The organism is Corynebacterium sp. CCM 9203 (genome assembly GCF_041357675.1).
GTDB lineage: Bacteria > Actinomycetota > Actinomycetes > Mycobacteriales > Mycobacteriaceae > Corynebacterium.
The window spans coordinates 393114-409127 of record NZ_JAUERY010000001.1 but is presented as its reverse complement, the minus strand read 5'-3'; the positions used below and the strand labels follow the sequence as shown (position 1 = coordinate 409127).

Genomic DNA, 16014 nt, shown 5'->3' with positions numbered 1-16014 from the left:
TGAGATGAACTACTCAGCGGGTCTCGCGTGACCGGAGAACTGCTTCATCCGGGACCGGGTTGTGACTGTCTGAGTTCATCGGCACAACGGTCGGGATGATCATCGGCTTACGACGCCACTTCTGCTCCACGAAACGGGATACCTTCCGTCGTAACTGGCGGACCATGCGGTAGGGATCGTTCTCCCCTTCACCCGCAAGCTGACGCATCGTATTGTCGACCAGCTCCGTGATCTCAGGCATCATCGCCTTAGCATCCTCGGAGAAACCCTTGGCTTGTACCGTGGGACGCTCAAGCGGGCGACCGGTGCGGTTGTCGATGACGACGGTGATCGAGATGAGACCACCTTCGCCCATCTCGGTACGGTCAGCGAGCACCTCATCGTCGATGTCACCCATCGTGACACCGTCAACATAAAGGTTACCGATCGGAATCTGGCCAACAACCTGTGCCTTCCCGTCGATCAGGTCAACAACCACGCCATTCTGCGCGAGCATGACTCGATCGCGATCGACACCGGTGGACACGGCCAATTCCTTATTCGCCCGGAGGTGGCGCCACTCGCCGTGGACGGGCATGGCGTTCTTCGGGCGGACGGCGTTGTAGAGGAACAGTAGTTCACCCGCATAGCCGTGCCCCGAGGTGTGGACCTTCGCATCCTTGCCGGTGATCACGGTGGCACCAATCTGCGCGAGCATGTTGATGACCCCGAACACCGCTTCTTCGTTTCCAGGAACCAGGGAGGATGACAGGATGATCAGATCTCCGTCGCGAACAGTCACCTGACGATGTTCACGCCGCGCCATACGAGACAGTGCCGCCATCGGTTCACCCTGGGTACCGGTTGTGATGAGCATGACCTTGTGCGGAGCCATTCTACCGGCGTCATCCATGCTGACGAAGGTGCCCTTCGGGGCTTTAAGATAACCGAGTTTCTCGGCGATCTCCATGTTGCGGATCATCGAACGGCCATTGAACGCGACCTTCCGCCCGGTGGCGACGGCCGCGTCGACAGCAGCCTGGACACGATAGACATTGGAGGCGAAGGACGCGAGGATAACCCGCTGCTTTGCCTCACCGATGAGGCGCCTCAGAGTGGGGGCGATGTCGGCCTCAGAGCCGGACATTCCAGGCGTCGTCGCGTTCGTTGAGTCGCAGAGGAACAGATCCACGCCCTCATCGCCGTACCGGGAAATCGCCGGAAGATCCGTCGGCCGACCGTCTGTCGGTGTCTGGTCGAGCTTGATGTCGCCGGTGAGCAGCACAGTCCCAGCCTTCGTCTTCAACACGATACCGAGGCAGTCCGGGATGGAGTGGTTCACGGCGAAGAAACGGACGTTGAAAGGACCGTAATCCTTCTCCGATGCCTGGTCGACCTCGATCAGTTTCGGGCGTAGTCGGTGTTCACGACACTTCGCTGCGATGAGCGCGAGGGTGAACTTCGATCCGACGATCGGCAAGTCCGGGCACATCTTCAGAAGCCAGGGGATGGCACCGATGTGGTCCTCATGACCATGCGTAATCACCAGAGCATCGATGCGGTCGAGTTTGTCCTCAAGGTACGAGAAGTCGGGGAGAATCAGGTCTACGCCCGGCTCTCCAGACGACGGGAAGAGCACACCGCAATCAACGATGAGAATCCGGTTGTTGTACTCGAAGACCGTCATGTTCCGACCGATCTCCGAAATACCGCCGAGCGCGATCACACGCAGCCCATTTTTCGGTGCTTTCGGTGGCTCCGGCAGACGACGTGTCAGATCGGCGCCCTGCATCGACTTGACGACGTTACGGCCGCGTTCGCCGCTACCTGAGTTGGTTCCTCCACGGTTGGCTCCGCTACCCCGACTCCCCTGTGAACGCTCATTGCCGCCACGGTTACCGCCACCGGAGTTGCTGCCACCACGACCTCGACGGTTGTTACCACCCGAATTCCGGTCGTTACTGGTGTTGCGACTCTCCCTACGGTTTCCCCGCTCATCATTCGAGGAGTTCTTCTCCTCGGATTTCTTCGTGCCCCGGTTGTCGGTTCCGGCATCACCGTCGGCTACGGGATTGGGTTGCTCGGGGGCCATAAATTCGGGGGCTTCCGGCGGACCCGCCTTGCGGATCACCTTCCGGGAGCGGTTACGGGTGTCAGACATATTTATAGGACTCCAGCCTGTTCTAGATCGGTGCGGAGATCCTCAAGCTGTGCATGATCCACGGGGATCTGCGGCAGCCGGGGTTCTCCGACGTCGAGACCCTGCAGTCGCAGGGCCCCCTTTGAGAAGCTGACTCCACCCAGACGTGCCTGGGCGCGAAACAGCGGGGAAAGTTGTGTGTTGATTGCCCGCGCACGAACGAGGTCACCGTTGGCAAAGCTCGTGTGTAGCTCACGCAATTGTCGCGCGGCCACATGTCCGATCACCGAGATAAAACCGGTGGCTCCCAGCGACAGCCATGGGAGGTTGAGCGGATCATCTCCCGAGTACCAGGCGAGGCCAGTCTCGGCGATCAGAGGTGTGGCGGCGGCAAGGTCACCCTTGGCATCCTTGACGGCCACAATCGTGCGGTGTTCAGCCAGACGTTGAATGGTATCAGATTCAATCGGTATTATCGAGCGGGGCGGAATATCGTACAGGCACACCGGCAAATCAGTAGCATCGGCTACCGCCATAAAATGGCGGTAGATACCTTCCTGGGTTGGCTTCGAATAATACGGTGTGACCACGAGCAAGGAGTCGGCTCCAGCGTCAGCGGACGCTTGCGCGAGGGCGACGGAGGCTGCGGTGTCATAGCTACCTGCGCCGGCAATGATCTTCGCCCGGTCGCCCACCTCCGCCTTGACTTCACGCAGCAGGGCAAGTTTCTCCGCAACGGTCGTCGTGGGTGACTCACCGGTGGTCCCCGCAAGAACCAGAGCGTCACACCCTTCATCGACAAGATGTGCAGCGAGTTCGCAGCCTGCTGCGGTGTCAAGGTCACCGTTTCCGTCGAACGGGGTGACCATGGCGACGGCGACGGTTCCGAAATAGTCGGTTCCGGTGGTGACTGTCATACCTGTGCTCATGTCACACGAGGTTACCCGGTCAGTGCACCATGGCGGACATTGCGGGTATCCGTCGCGCGTGTCGCAGATGACCGAAGAAGAACGTAGCAGGTCAGAAGTCTGTCACGTAAGGACTGACCGCCATCTCGGATCCATCGGACAATCTCGTTATGTCGAAATCCCCGAATACCGTCGGTGCCAGGCCTCTGAGCAGGCGCAGGCATTCAACAGCGAGGGTCCGGATCTCGACATCAGCGTGTTCAGTGGCCCGCATACCGATGAAGTGCCGCCATGCCCGGTAGTTACCGGTGACGACGATTCGGGACTCGGTCGCGTTGGGAAGCACCGCACGGGCCGCCTGCCGCGCCTGTTTGCGCCGCAACAGGGCGTTAGGCTCATCCGCGAGCTTCTCCTCAAGGCCAGCAAGTAGTTCGTTAAACGTAAAACGAGCGTCATCAATCCCCTGCATGAACAATCTAGTGAGTTCCTCGTCCTCCGCGATCAAAAATGGAACGACAACCTCGCTTTCCTCGAAATGCACGAACCGTTGAGAAAGCTGCGAGAAGGAGAAATGCCGATGTCGGACCAACTCGTGCGTGGCGGAACGGGAGATTCCCCGCACATACAGCGTCGCACTGGCGTGCTCGAACAGTGCGGTGTGTCCCACCTCCATGATGTGGCGGAGATACGCCGCATTCGCTGCGGTACGCGGGTTCGGTTTGTCGAAGGTTTCGTAACAGGCACGCCCGGCGAACTCAGCCAAGGCCTCACCATCGCAGGCGTCGCTCTCCCAGTCGATGTCCGTTGGTGGTGTGAAGGTGGTGTGGGCGATGACCTGCACCTTCAGGTTGACGGATCTGGCCACGGATCAGTTCTCCTCGGTTGGTTCGATGGGCGGATCGGGGCGGGTTCAGAGACCGAGGTAGTTTTCGAGTCCGACGGTCAGTCCGGGGAACTCATGGATACGTCGTACGCCGACGAGAACACCTGGAACGAAACTCGTACGGTCGTAGGAGTCCTGGCGGATGGTCAACGTCTGCCCCTGGGAGCCAAAGATGACCTCCTCATGGGCAACCATTCCCGTCATGCGCACGGCATGAACCCTGACGCCATCGACATCCGTACCACGCGCGCCATCCAGTGACTGCTCCGTTGCATCGGGCTGCTCCACCATGCCGGCCTCACGGCGGGCTGCAGCAATCCCCTCCGCCGTGTGGATCGCGGTTCCGGACGGCGCATCCAACTTGTTAGGGTGGTGGAATTCAACCACCTCCGCGGACTCGAAGAACTTTGCGGCCTGTTTAGCGAACTGCATAGTCAATACAGCGGAAATCGCGAAGTTCGGGGCAATGAGGACACCCACACCGTCATGCTGTGACTCACTGATCCAGGCACTCACCTGATCGAGACGCTCAGGGGTGAACCCCGTGGTTCCGACGACACACGAGATACCGCGTGAAATACAGAACCTGATGTTCTCCATGACGGCCGAGGGCGCGGTGAAGTCGACGATCACCTGGGTACCGGACTCAACGAGGCGCTCCAGATCATCGCCACGATCAATCTCGGCGACGAGTTCGAGATCCGTTGTATCCCGAATCGCCGCGACCACGGCCTGTCCGACTCGGCCCCCCGCGCCGATAACGCCGACCTTGCTGTACCCATTGTCTGTCATTGGTATTCCTCCAGTGTCCATCGATCTCCGTGACGTGTCCCGGCGCACCCGGAAACACCGTCGCCGCAATGTTCCTGTACCAGTCTAGGCACCTCACGGCAGGCGCTCAGCCCGGGGTGGGTATCCGCTCACCGATAAAACTCCGGGCACGCCACAAAGGTCTCCCGCGATATCGGATGTCAGAGATGAGAATAGATAACCGCCGTCCCCGGTGCTCGGTTCCTGCGGAACCCTTCACCGGGGACGGCGGTTATCGTACGGCGTCTGAGCCGGTGCAGTGGATTACTCCGCAGCATCCTCGTCAACGGGGGCGAGGGAGATCTTTCCGCGGTTGTCAATGTCCAGGATCTCCACCTGAATCTTGTCACCGACGTTCACGACGTCCTCGACACGCTCGATACGCTTCTTGCCACCCAGCTTGGAGATGTGAACCAGGCCGTCGCGGCCCGGCAGCAGGGAGACAAATGCACCGAAATTGGTGGTCTTGACGACGGTTCCGAGGAACCGCTCCCCGACCTTCGGCATCTGCGGGTTGGCGATAGAGTTGATCTTCTCGATCGCGGCGTCTGCGGCCTCCCCGGAGAACGCCGACACGTAGATGGTGCCGTCATCCTCGATGGAAATGTTGGCGCCGGTGTCCTCCGTGATGGAGTTGATCATCTTACCCTTCGGGCCGATGACCTCACCGATCTTGGACTGCGGAACGGTGACGGTGACGATACGCGGAGCCAGAGCACTCATCTCATCGGGACCGTCGATGACCTCGGACATGGTCTCCAGAATCGCCAGCCGGGCGTCCCTCGCCTGGGATAGTGCCCCGGCGAGAACCTCCGATGGAATGCCATCAAGCTTCGTGTCGAGCTGGAGAGCGGTGATGAAGTCTTCCGTCCCGGCCACCTTGAAGTCCATGTCACCGAAAGCGTCCTCGGCCCCGAGGATGTCGGTGAGCGCCACGTAGCGGGTCTCGCCGTCAACCTCGTCGGAGACGAGGCCCATCGCAATACCCGCGACAGGTGCCTTCAACGGCACGCCGGCGTTGTACAGAGAGAGTGTTGACGCGCAGACGGACCCCATGGAGGTGGATCCGTTGGATCCGAGCGCCTCTGACACCTGACGGATGGAGTAGGGGAACTCCTCGCGGGTGGGTAGTACCGGCAGCACCGCACGCTCCGCCAGCGCGCCATGGCCGACTTCACGCCGCTTGGGCGACCCGACACGCCCTGTCTCACCGACCGAATACGGAGGGAAGTTGTAGTGGTGCATGTAGCGCTTGTGATCGACCGGGGACAACGAATCGATCTGCTGCTCCATCTTCAACATGTCCAGGGTGGTCACACCGAGAATCTGCGTTTCACCACGCTCGAAAAGTGAGGAACCATGCGCGCGGGGAATAAGATCGACCTCAACGCCCAGATCCCGGATATCGGTGATTCCGCGGCCGTCGATCCGGAAGTGGTCCGTCAGGATGCGGTGCCGGACGACATCCTTCATCACCGCGTTATATGCGTTCCGGATCTCCTTGCCCCGCTCCGGGAATTTCTCGATGAGCGCGGACTCGACCTCGGCCATGTGCTCGTTGGTCGCGTCATCACGGTCCTGTTTACCCGCGATGGACATCAGCTTGGCCAGCTTGGCCTTGGCCTTCTTCTCCACTGCCGCATAAACATCGTCAGCATAGGGCGGGAAGAGCGGGAACTGCTGGGTTTCTTTCGCCGCTTCCCGGGCCAGCAGACGCTGGGCTTCGCAGAGCTTCTCGATAAACGGTTTCGCTGCCTCAAGCCCCTCTGCGACAACGGATTCCGTCGGGGCGGGGGCGCCCTCTGCGATGCGGGCGATGACGTTCTCGGTGGCTCCGGCCTCAACCATCATGATGGCGACGTCGTCACCGCCGCCCTTCTTACCGGGGACGATACGACCTGCTACCACGATCTCGAACAGGGCCTTGGCATGCTGCTCATGAGTGGGGAACGCGACCCACTGCCCCTTCGGGTGCTTCTCATCGACAACGAGAGCCATCCTGACCCCACCAACGGGGCCGGAGACAGGCAGACCGGAGAGCTGGGTGGCGGCGGATGCGGCGTTAATCGCCACGACGTCGTACATATCTTTCGGATCCATCGACAGAACCGTGATCACGCACTGAACCTCGTTGCGCAGCCCCTTGACGAAGGTCGGGCGCAGCGGGCGGTCGATCAGACGGCAGGCGAGGACGGCCTCCGTGGAGGGGCGCCCCTCCCTGCGGAAGAACGAACCGGGGATTCGTCCAGCGGCGTACATGCGCTCCTCGACATCAACCGTTAGCGGGAAGAAGTCGAATCCCTCGCGGGGATTACTGGAAGCGGTGGTGGTGGCCAGCAGCATCGTTCCCTCATCGAGGTAGGCGGTTACTGATCCACCTGCCTGGCGGGCCAGTTGGCCCGTCTCGAGGCGAATGGTGCGGGTGCCAAAATCACCGTTATCGATTGTGGCAGTTGCCTCGACAATTCCGAATTCGGTGTCATTGTTGATTGTAACGTCGCGCAAGCGAGTTCTCCTTATTCTTGGCCTTCTGCTCGGCGATCTTCGGTGCCGCCGTTCATGTCTTCTTCGTGGAAGGCTCCGCCCCAGACTACCAGCAGGGCATGACAATTACCCCCGCATATTTCGGCATCACGTAATCCCCACCCCCACGGGCCCGGTCGAACCCACTGAACTGTGGATCTCGGCGGAGTGCATATCAACACCTAATTCAGCAGCACATCGGTGGCAGCGACGTGTTTTCCCTATATCGATTACGGGTCTTCTTCCACCCGGTCCCACACCGAGGTTCCCGTCACCACAAACTCCCAGCCCCGAGAACCCCCGAAACACCAGTACGTCGGATGTTCAGGCGCGGTAATCCAGTAACAACGTCGCAGTCTCGCTATCGGTGACGAGGACAGGGTTGATGTCAGTTCGGGAGATTGCCGAGATGGCGGCGACCTTTTCCCAACCCCAGGCCACCATCAGAGGAAGATCGATCTTCTTCAATCGCTCCGGTTCGAGGGAAATGGTGCGGTCACAGAGCACAGTGTGCACATGGCGACCTTTCACGTCGAAGTGGTGTCCAGAGAAATGCGCCACAACACGGTGTTTCTTCAGCTCTCGGCTGATCTGCGGAGTGATGAATGGTTGCAGCAGTTCGCTGGAGCTACCCTGACCGACCGACCCGACCCCGATGACCGCGATGTCCGCGCGAGCAGCGAGCTCCAGTGTTGTGACCATCATTTCCTCACGCCGCGCCCACCGGGCAGCCGTTGTGGAACGCATGACGATCGGTACAGGAAGCAACCGGTAGCCACCACCGAGTTGGTTGGCGAGATTCCGGGTGAGATCAGGTGCATCCACCGCATGATGCTCCGATCGCCCGAAAGATCCCACCATCTGACAGACGACGGACAAGGGCCAGTTCTGTCGAGGCATCGAATCCACCACCGCCGCAACCGACCGCCCGTTGGATAAAGCGATCACCGCCTGTCGGTGCCCAGCACTCTGAATGATGTCGGCAGCGAGTCGACCAACCGCCTGAGCAGGAGTGAACCTACCGAGGGCAGACGCGACGAACACCCTTTCCAGGCCGAGATGGCGGCGCAACTGGCGTTCGAGTTCAAACGACTGCTCCAGAGGATGGTGCACGGTTGTTCGCACCATATGCCGGTCCCGGGCCTCCTTGAGCAGTCGGGAGATTCGAGACCGGGAACAGAACTGCAGGTCAGCTATCTCACCTTGGGATAGATGCTGCTCGTAGTAGAGACGGGCCACTGTGAGAAGTTCCGCGACATGTTCGCGTTCATTCGGTTTCGCATCAGTGCACATAGTTGCAACATCTCCAGCTCATCCGGAATAACTTTTCACCATTGTACATATTTTACCTGCGATTATTCCCAAATCACATTCACAAAACCTCCACCATCTGCAAAAACGTGCACCAATACACTCCCTTAATCCCCATCCATCTGGAAATCTTCAAATCAGGCAACCGCCGTTATCACGTCAATTTTGAGGAGTAAACTATGTCACAGTTTGTACGCACCATTCTCGGCGACGTGGCCCCTGAGACGCTCGGTGTGGTCAATTCCCATGATCATCTGATCAGGGTCGGCGCAGGTGAGGTGTACATCGACGCCGACCATCAGCTCGCGGACGTCGACAAGGCCGTCGAAGAAGCCACCTATTTCGTCGAGGCATCCAGGAACTGGGCCGACGGCGGGACCGTCGTCGACATGTGCCCCGCCAACTGTGGCCGCGACCTCGATAAACTCGCCGAGGTGAACCGGCGTGTCCCGGGCCTCCAGATCATCGCCACAACCGGCTTCCACCGAGAGCACGTGTACCTGGAAACACAGTCCCACTGGGTGAGCCGCTACAGCGTGGATCAGATCGCAGATCTGCTCATCGCCGACATCACCGAGGGAATCGACCGGCACGATTACTCCGGCCCGATTGTCGACCGCACCGAGTACAAGGCGGGCTGCATCAAGGTCGCCACCGCCTACGGAAAGATCACGCCCTTCGAACGCAAGTGCATGGAGGCCTGCGCCAAAGCCTCCCTCGAGACCGGTGCACCGATCAACACCCACACCACCTACGGCACGTGCGGGCTGGAACAGGCGCAGCAACTGATCGAGATGGGCGTACCCGCCGACCAGATCGCGATCGGTCATATCCAGCGAAACGCCGACGTCTACTACCTCCGACAGATTCTCGACACCGGTGCGTGGTTGGAGATTGACGGAACGTACCGCATCAAGTATCAGCCGGAGTCAAACCGAATGATGGAACTGAAGGAACTGGGTGACAAAGGCTACGGGGACCGAATTCTGCTGGGCACGGATTCCGGGAAACGGAGCTACCAGAAGGCCTACGGTGCAGTCACCGGAGTGGATTTCAATCCTGCCGTCGACGGACCGCGCATGCTCGATGAGGGATTCGACCCGGAGTACGTCAACAAGTTGCTGGTGACCAATGGTCAGCGGTTCTTCACCATGCGGGGAGCTGAATAGCCATGAGACCACAACTTCAGGTCGCGGTGGACTCCCTCGATATGGTCTCCGCTCTCGGACCTTTGAACAAAGCGGTCGGACACGTCGACATCATCGAGTGCGGAACGATTCTGGTGATCGCAGAGGGCCTCCGGGCCGTCCGCGAGATCCGTGCTCTCTATCCCGAAAAGACCATTCTCGCCGATGTCCGTATCGCCGAGGCGGGCAGCCTCATCGCCCGCCAGTGCTTCGAAGCCGGTGCCGACTGGGTCTCCTGCGTAGCAGGCGCATCACTCGCCACCATCGAGCAGGTTGTCAAGGTCGCCCGGGAATACGGCGGTCAGGTTCAGGTCGAGCTCGGCGAAACCTATTCCGCTGATCGGGCACGATCCTGGCGGGACCTCGGGGTTCAACACGTCATCGTGAAACGATCCCGCGACCGGGAGGCCGCCGGAGATCTGTCGTGGGGAGACACCGATATCCAACGAATCAGCGAACTCGCCGAGATGGGTTTCACCGTCACCGTAACGGGTGGCATCAAGGCCAGCGAACTCGATGTCTTCACCGGGCGACCTGTGGGGGTCGTGATCGCAGGACGCGAAATCATGAAAGCAGCGGACCCGAAGGCCTCTGCCCTCAACCTACAGAACGCAATCAGTCAGGTCTGGCCATGAGTACCATCCGTCTCGGAATCTACGAGAAGGCTCTCATCAGTGGCCCCTGGCCCGAGTTCTTTGAGCAGGTCAAGGCCGGAGGTTTCCACTTCGTTGACCTGTCCGTCGACGAAACCCCTGAGCGGGCTGCACGGCTGGACTGGTCGCAGGAACAGCGAGATGCGGTCCGTGGAGCCGCCCGAGATGCGGGGGTGCAGATCGGAGGAATCTGCCTCTCCCTGCACCGGAGAATCATGCCCGGATCCGCTGATCCCGAAATCCGGGAACAGGCCCGCGAAGTGTACCGGAAAGGTATCGACCTGGCTCATGACCTGGGGGTATCGGTCGTACAGGTCGCCGGGTACTACGCCTACTACGAGGAGGATGATCCCGGCAGCCGGATGCGCTACATCGAAACGCTAAAGGACGCGATGCCGTATGCGGCGCACAAGGGCATCATCCTCGCGATCGAGAACGTTGACGGGAATGACATCTCCTCGGTGCAGGACGCGATGGCGGTGGTCGATGAGTGTCACAGTCCGTGGGTACAGATCTACCCCGATGTCGGCAACATCGCGGAACACGGCGGGGACGCGACCGAAGAATTGGCGGCGGGTTCCGGGCACATGGTCGCCCTGCACGTCAAGGATGTCCTCCCCGGTGAGCCACGTCGGATCGCATTCGGCACCGGTGTCGCCGACTTCGACGCGGCATTCACGGAACTCAGGCGACAGGACTGGGACGGGCGAATCATGCTCGAAATGTGGAATGACGATTCCCCGGATTCGCTGGAAACCTGCACAAACGCCCGGCGCTTCATCGAAGAAAGACTCATTTCCGCCGCTTGCATCGTGCAACCCCGACACAGTGAAGGAGGCAACACCGAATGATGCTCAAGGAACTACGGGAGCAGGTCTGCGAAGGCAACCTGGCGCTTCCCCGGCACGGTCTCGTCGCATGGACGGGAGGTAACCTCTCGGCACTCGCCGACTCCGGTGACCGGATCGTCATCAAACCATCCGGCAGGCTGTACACCGAGATGACCCCGGATGACATGGTGATCGTGAGCCTCGACGGGCGCATCATCGAAGGTACCCACGGGCCCAGCTCGGACACCTCCTCACACCTCGGGATCTACCGGGGCCGTGAAGACGTCAAATCAGTGGTACACACCCACTCCACCTACGCGACCGCCTGGGCGGCACTCGGAGAGGAGATCCCCTGCTGCCTCACCGCAATCTCAGATGAGTTCGGAGGACCAATCCCCTGCGGCGGCTACGCGCGAATAGGGGGCAACGCGATCGGAGAAGAGATCCTCCGCAGCATCGGCCACTCACCGGCAATTCTCATGAAACAGCACGGCGTCTTCACCATCGGCCCAGGAATCCAGAAGGCGCTCCAGGCCGCCGTGATGGTTGAGGACGTTGCACATACCATGTGGGCCGCACGGCTCATGGGTACACCAATCCCGCTTCCCGAAGAGGAAATCGCGGCCAACTTTGACCGCTACACCCATCGTTACGGGACAGCCCAAGCATCCGAAGGGGTGACTGAAAATGTTTGACATCACATCCATTGGCGAAGGCCAGATCCGACTGACAGTGATCGAGGGGCGACGACTCGTCAGCTCCACAAAGGTTCTGCTCAACGCTGCATGCTCGGAAGCGAACGTGTGCGGAGTTCTCTCCCAACTCGGACGCGCCACATCATGGTGCTCAATCCTGCCCGAGGGGGACCTCGCGGAGCGTTGCCTCTCCGAATACCGCTCCGTCGGCGTTGATCTCTCCAACATGATTCGTGTGCCCGAGGGCCGGACCGCACTGTACTTCATGGAGCCCGGCAAATCACCGATGCCGTCCCGGGTAACCTACGATCGCCAACACACCCCGTTTCGAGATATCCGGGTCGATGACGTCAACTGGGATTCCATGCTGGACACCAAACTCGTGTTCGTCACCGGAATCACCGCCTCACTGACCGACAACACCGGTGAAGTCATCACCCACTTCGTCAACTCCGCCGCCGATAGGGGCATCGACGTGGTTCTCGACGTGAACTACCGGGGTCTGCTTTGGTCCCCGGAGAAAGCGGCTGAGGTGCTCACCCCCATCGCGGAGAAATCCACTGCGCTATTCTGTTCCCGACGCGACGCCGAGATCGTCTTCGGTATCACCGGCGACGGCCCCGGGTGCGCTAGGACCCTGCGTAAGCGTTTCGGCGCGACATATGTGGTGTCGACGGATCAGACGAATCCGGTGTACTACGCGGGGCCGGACGGTGAGGACAGCGTAACCGTCGAGACCGTCCCCATCGTGGATCGTCCCGGAGCCGGGGACAGCTTCGTCGCCGGTTGCCTGCACGGCTTCCTGTCCGGGGACATGCGCAGAGGTGTCGAATACGGCAAGGCGATCGCGAAGTACGCACTCACCCACCACGGTGATCTGACGAGAATCAATCCGGCAGAACTGTCCATCCCCACCACCGCAGACATCATCCGCTAGCGGATTGTCCAGAGATTAAGGATATCCCCATGTCCAACACACCTACTGCGCCGGTGATGACTGCCGCCAGTCAGATTGACGCCGGGAAACTCACCCGCAACCAGAAATCCATCGTCGGCCTCGTCATCATGGGCAACATCGCCGAATTCTTCGACATCTTCCTCATCGGCTTCGTGGTGTCGCTCCTGGTCAAACCGTGGAATCTCTCAGGCTTCGAAGCCGGAGTCATCCTCGCATGCTCCGGACTCGGAACCGTGGCTGGAGCCATTCTGTGGGGCCGACTGGCCGACAAGGTCGGCCGTAAGGGTGCATTCTGGTGGTGCATCGTGCTCCTCGTGGTTTTCACTGCACTCTGCATCATCACCCCGGATCGCGGCTGGTGGATGCTCGCGATTCTTCGGATCGGCGTCGGCATCGGCGTCGGTGGTCTCAACATCACCTCGATCCCCTACGTCCAGGAATTCGTCCCCGCCAAGCACCGTGGACTTCTCGCAGGTCTCGCGTCCGTGTTCATTCCCGTCGGCCTGCTGTTGGGCGCCCAGGCACAGCAATGGCTCGCCGAGCCCATCGGCTGGCGCGGCCTGATCGCACTCGGCGTCATTCCGGTGTTCCTCCTGTTCTGGCTGGCACGGGTCCCCGAATCCCCCCGCTTCCTGCAGACACACGACCGGGCCGAGGAAGCCAAAGAGGCGTACGCCTGGGCCCTGATGGTTCCTGTCGGAGAAGTCGGTGACCTCCCTGAACTGAAGAAGGAAAGCTCCGCCAGCTTCAGCAAACTCTTTGAATCCCACAAGAAGTCCCTGGCGCTGATCACCCTCGGTTCGTTCTGCTTCATCCTGGGTTCCTTCACCATCCAGTCCTGGGGCCAGACCCTCCTCAAGGACGGTTTCGGCTACACGGCCTCGATGGTCGGCCTGATGTTCACGTTCGTCTCGCTAGCGGACATCATCGGGCGCCTCAGCTCCGCGTGGCTGTCCGACATCATCGGCCGCAGGTGGGTCATGTTCAGCTTCGGAATGCTCGGTGCCGCAGGCTGCGTAATATCCGCCACGGCCTCCACGGGAACTGTCTTCTTCATCGGTATCCTCATCGCGATGATGTTCGGCGACGGTGCGTTCGGCATCCTCAACGCCTTCGGTGCCGAACAGTTCCCGAACGATGTGCGTTCGACCGGCCTGGGACTCGGCTACGGTATCGGCGCTTCCGCGAAGATCTTCGGACCGGCCCTCATGGGGTTCCTCATCGGCGGTTCTGCGATCCGGCAGGATGTAACCCTTGATGCGGTACCACCCGCGTTCTTCCTGTTCGCGGCACTACTGGCACTAGGTGGTATTACCTACCTGTTCGCCAAGGAGACGAAGGCCCTGCAACTAGAGAAGATCTGACATTCTCCGCGAAACGCGGTTCCCATGGAAAGAACACCGTTGTACACGGCTGCACGGCCACTCACCCCTGAGTCGGCGGGAAGATTCCCACGATCTCCCGCCGACTTTTTGTCAGCCACCCGGGGATGTGTACCGCACGCCACTCCCTTACGATGCCGATACGGTTACACACGCCGACCAGGTTGCGCTATATCCAAACAGAACTGGGTATCTCGCAGAATATTCCTTTCCTGTACCGCCTCCGGTGCTCTCGGCTTCTGCCGAAGAGGCAATGACACGGAAAACCGCCGACCCGAAAAACGGGACCGGCGGTTGAACGTTGTTACGAAAACCTCAGCGGCGAAGGCCCAGTCGGGAGATCAGGTCGCGGTAACGGTCGACGTTGTTCTCCTTCAGGTACTTCAACAGGCCGCGGCGACGACCGACCATGAGGAGCAGACCACGGCGGGAGTGATGATCGTGCTTGTGGAACTTGAGGTGCTCGGTGAGTTCACGGATACGCGTGGTGAGCAGCGCGATCTGGGCCTCCGGCGAACCGGTATCGGACTCGTGCAGACCGAATTCGGCCAGGATGGACTTCTTCTTCTCGGTGGAAAGTGCCACGGAGTATTCTCCTCTTACATAATTTCAGTCCACATGAAAATTCCGTGTGTTCCCTCTTGCCATTAACCAGAGCCTGCGGGAAAGAAAAGGCGTCGGGAACCCACGGGGAGCAACTGCTGTGGACCGCAGTCACAAACCTCACGATACTATAGCATGTTGCCCCACCATCCCCTTAGCTTTCGGCTCGAGTTGCCATTATCTGGCGTGTGCGCAGGACATCACGGCCCATTGCGGTCAGTAGGTCATCGACACCGTTGAACTTCTCCATGCCCCGTAGCCTCTCAATGAACTCGATCCGGCAGTGCCGACCGTAAAGATCGGCATCGCGGTCCAGGACGAATGCCTCAACGCTACGACGCTCGTCACCGAAGGTCGGGTTCGTGCCTATCGAGATCGCCGTCACATAACGGACTCCGGGTTCCATGTCACCGTCGATCGGTTCATTTCCTGAATCATTGATGACGGTGAACCAGCCGCAGTAGACCCCATCAGCGGGGACCGCGACGGAATCGGGAAAGTAGAGATTTGCCGTCGGGTAACCGAGTTCCCGTCCCCCACGTCCGGCCCCCCGGACCACTTCACCGGAGAGTCGGAACGCTCGCCCGAGTGCCCAGTTAGCGCGCGCCACATTCCCGTCGCGCAACAGGCTACGAATCACCGAAGACGATATCGTGACACCGTCCTCGGTGAACAGCTCCTGTACATCGACCTGCACTCCATACACCTCACCGAGCTGACGGAGGGTGATTGTGTTCCCCGAGGCCCTGTGCCCGAAAGTGAAGTTCTCTCCCACGACAACGGCTGTCGCTTTCAGTCTCTCCACAAGTACACCCCGGACAAACTCCTCGGGACTCTCCTTCGCCATTTCCGCGGTAAACGGCACGACAAGCATGTGATCGACGCCGAGTTCGCTGGCGATATGCGCCCGAGACTCCATGGTACCCAGCATCGGGGGGAGCTTCTCCGGAGCAAAAACCGCCATCGGATGCGGGTCGAAGGTCATCAGGACGGTCGGCACCCCGTATTCGTGGGAGCGATGTATCGCAGTGGTGATCAGTTTCCGGTGTCCACGATGTACTCCGTCGAAAACACCGATGGTGACCACCGAGCCATCGAGGTCAGCGGGTATCTGCTGCAGTCCATGCCAAATGTCCACCGGTTCAGGTTACG

At 60.1% G+C, this 16014-nt stretch carries 14 protein-coding genes; 6 read left to right on the top strand and 8 right to left on the bottom strand.

Annotation, left to right across the window (positions count from 1 at the left end; translation table 11 throughout):
- Positions 1-13: 13 nt before the first annotated feature.
- From QWU44_RS01730 to QWU44_RS01705, 6 genes are all read right to left on the bottom strand, one after another.
- Positions 14-2140: a ribonuclease J gene (locus QWU44_RS01730; RefSeq protein ID WP_370913980.1), complete on the bottom strand. Its 2127-nt coding sequence runs from the start codon at positions 2138-2140 to the stop codon at positions 14-16.
- 2 nt (positions 2141-2142) lie between these two features.
- Positions 2143-3048: a 4-hydroxy-tetrahydrodipicolinate synthase gene (dapA, locus tag QWU44_RS01725; protein WP_370913979.1), complete on the bottom strand. Its 906-nt coding sequence runs from the start codon at positions 3046-3048 to the stop codon at positions 2143-2145.
- 91 nt (positions 3049-3139) lie between these two features.
- Positions 3140-3892 (bottom strand): FAD-dependent thymidylate synthase, encoded by a 753-nt coding sequence (gene thyX, locus QWU44_RS01720; protein WP_370913978.1) that lies wholly within the window; start codon positions 3890-3892, stop codon positions 3140-3142.
- A 45-nt stretch (positions 3893-3937) separates the two neighbouring features.
- The gene (gene dapB / locus QWU44_RS01715) at positions 3938-4702 is read right to left on the bottom strand and encodes a 4-hydroxy-tetrahydrodipicolinate reductase (RefSeq protein ID WP_370913977.1); all 765 of its coding nucleotides are present in this window, start codon (positions 4700-4702) and stop codon (positions 3938-3940) included.
- 282 nt (positions 4703-4984) lie between these two features.
- Positions 4985-7225 carry a polyribonucleotide nucleotidyltransferase gene (locus QWU44_RS01710; protein WP_370913976.1) on the bottom strand — a complete coding sequence of 747 codons (2241 nt, stop codon included), beginning with the start codon at positions 7223-7225 and terminating at the stop codon, positions 4985-4987.
- Between the two features lie 342 nt (positions 7226-7567).
- Positions 7568-8536 (bottom strand): sugar-binding transcriptional regulator, encoded by a 969-nt coding sequence (locus tag QWU44_RS01705; protein WP_370913975.1) that lies wholly within the window; start codon positions 8534-8536, stop codon positions 7568-7570.
- Between the two features lie 197 nt (positions 8537-8733).
- On the opposite strand from QWU44_RS01705, the gene QWU44_RS01700 reads away from it, so the two are divergent.
- From QWU44_RS01700 to QWU44_RS01675, 6 genes are read left to right on the top strand one after another with little or no spacing between them, the layout of a single operon-like run.
- The gene (locus QWU44_RS01700; protein WP_370913974.1) at positions 8734-9723 is read left to right on the top strand and encodes a phosphotriesterase; all 990 of its coding nucleotides are present in this window, start codon (positions 8734-8736) and stop codon (positions 9721-9723) included.
- 2 nt (positions 9724-9725) lie between these two features.
- Positions 9726-10376 carry an orotidine 5'-phosphate decarboxylase / HUMPS family protein gene (locus QWU44_RS01695; protein ID WP_370913973.1) on the top strand — a complete coding sequence of 217 codons (651 nt, stop codon included), beginning with the start codon at positions 9726-9728 and terminating at the stop codon, positions 10374-10376.
- On the top strand, positions 10373-11245 hold the full coding sequence (locus QWU44_RS01690) for an L-ribulose-5-phosphate 3-epimerase (RefSeq protein ID WP_370913972.1): 873 nt from the start codon (positions 10373-10375) through the stop codon (positions 11243-11245). Before QWU44_RS01695 ends, QWU44_RS01690 begins: the two co-directional genes overlap by 4 nt.
- Positions 11242-11919: an L-ribulose-5-phosphate 4-epimerase gene (locus QWU44_RS01685; protein ID WP_370913971.1), complete on the top strand. Its 678-nt coding sequence runs from the start codon at positions 11242-11244 to the stop codon at positions 11917-11919. The genes QWU44_RS01690 and QWU44_RS01685 overlap by 4 nt, the downstream gene beginning before the upstream one ends.
- Entirely contained in the window at positions 11912-12856 is a 945-nt protein-coding gene (locus QWU44_RS01680) for a sugar kinase (protein ID WP_370913970.1), read from the top strand. The genes QWU44_RS01685 and QWU44_RS01680 overlap by 8 nt, the downstream gene beginning before the upstream one ends.
- Before the next feature lie 29 nt (positions 12857-12885).
- Positions 12886-14241 (top strand): MFS transporter, encoded by a 1356-nt coding sequence (locus tag QWU44_RS01675; protein ID WP_370913969.1) that lies wholly within the window; start codon positions 12886-12888, stop codon positions 14239-14241.
- Between the two features lie 333 nt (positions 14242-14574).
- Here the strand turns inward: QWU44_RS01675 and rpsO are convergent, their stop codons facing one another.
- On the bottom strand, positions 14575-14844 hold the full coding sequence (gene rpsO / locus QWU44_RS01670; RefSeq protein WP_198736110.1) for a 30S ribosomal protein S15: 270 nt from the start codon (positions 14842-14844) through the stop codon (positions 14575-14577).
- Positions 14845-15016: 172 nt separating this feature from the next.
- Positions 15017-16000 (bottom strand): bifunctional riboflavin kinase/FAD synthetase, encoded by a 984-nt coding sequence (locus QWU44_RS01665; protein WP_370913968.1) that lies wholly within the window; start codon positions 15998-16000, stop codon positions 15017-15019.
- Positions 16001-16014 lie beyond the last annotated feature (14 nt).

Excerpts from the sequence above, each read along its gene's own strand:
- QWU44_RS01730 (WP_370913980.1), bottom strand. The coding sequence starts at position 2,140 with ATGTCTGACACCCGTAACCGCTCCCGGAAGGTGATCCGCAAGGCGGGT.
- dapA (WP_370913979.1), bottom strand. The coding sequence starts at position 3,048 with ATGAGCACAGGTATGACAGTCACCACCGGAACCGACTATTTCGGAACC.
- dapB (WP_370913977.1), bottom strand. The coding sequence starts at position 4,702 with ATGACAGACAATGGGTACAGCAAGGTCGGCGTTATCGGCGCGGGGGGC.
- QWU44_RS01705 (WP_370913975.1), bottom strand. The coding sequence starts at position 8,536 with ATGTGCACTGATGCGAAACCGAATGAACGCGAACATGTCGCGGAACTT.
- QWU44_RS01700 (WP_370913974.1), top strand. The coding sequence starts at position 8,734 with ATGTCACAGTTTGTACGCACCATTCTCGGCGACGTGGCCCCTGAGACG.
- QWU44_RS01695 (WP_370913973.1), top strand. The coding sequence starts at position 9,726 with ATGAGACCACAACTTCAGGTCGCGGTGGACTCCCTCGATATGGTCTCC.
- QWU44_RS01690 (WP_370913972.1), top strand. The coding sequence starts at position 10,373 with ATGAGTACCATCCGTCTCGGAATCTACGAGAAGGCTCTCATCAGTGGC.
- QWU44_RS01685 (WP_370913971.1), top strand. The coding sequence starts at position 11,242 with ATGATGCTCAAGGAACTACGGGAGCAGGTCTGCGAAGGCAACCTGGCG.
- QWU44_RS01680 (WP_370913970.1), top strand. The coding sequence starts at position 11,912 with ATGTTTGACATCACATCCATTGGCGAAGGCCAGATCCGACTGACAGTG.
- QWU44_RS01675 (WP_370913969.1), top strand. The coding sequence starts at position 12,886 with ATGTCCAACACACCTACTGCGCCGGTGATGACTGCCGCCAGTCAGATT.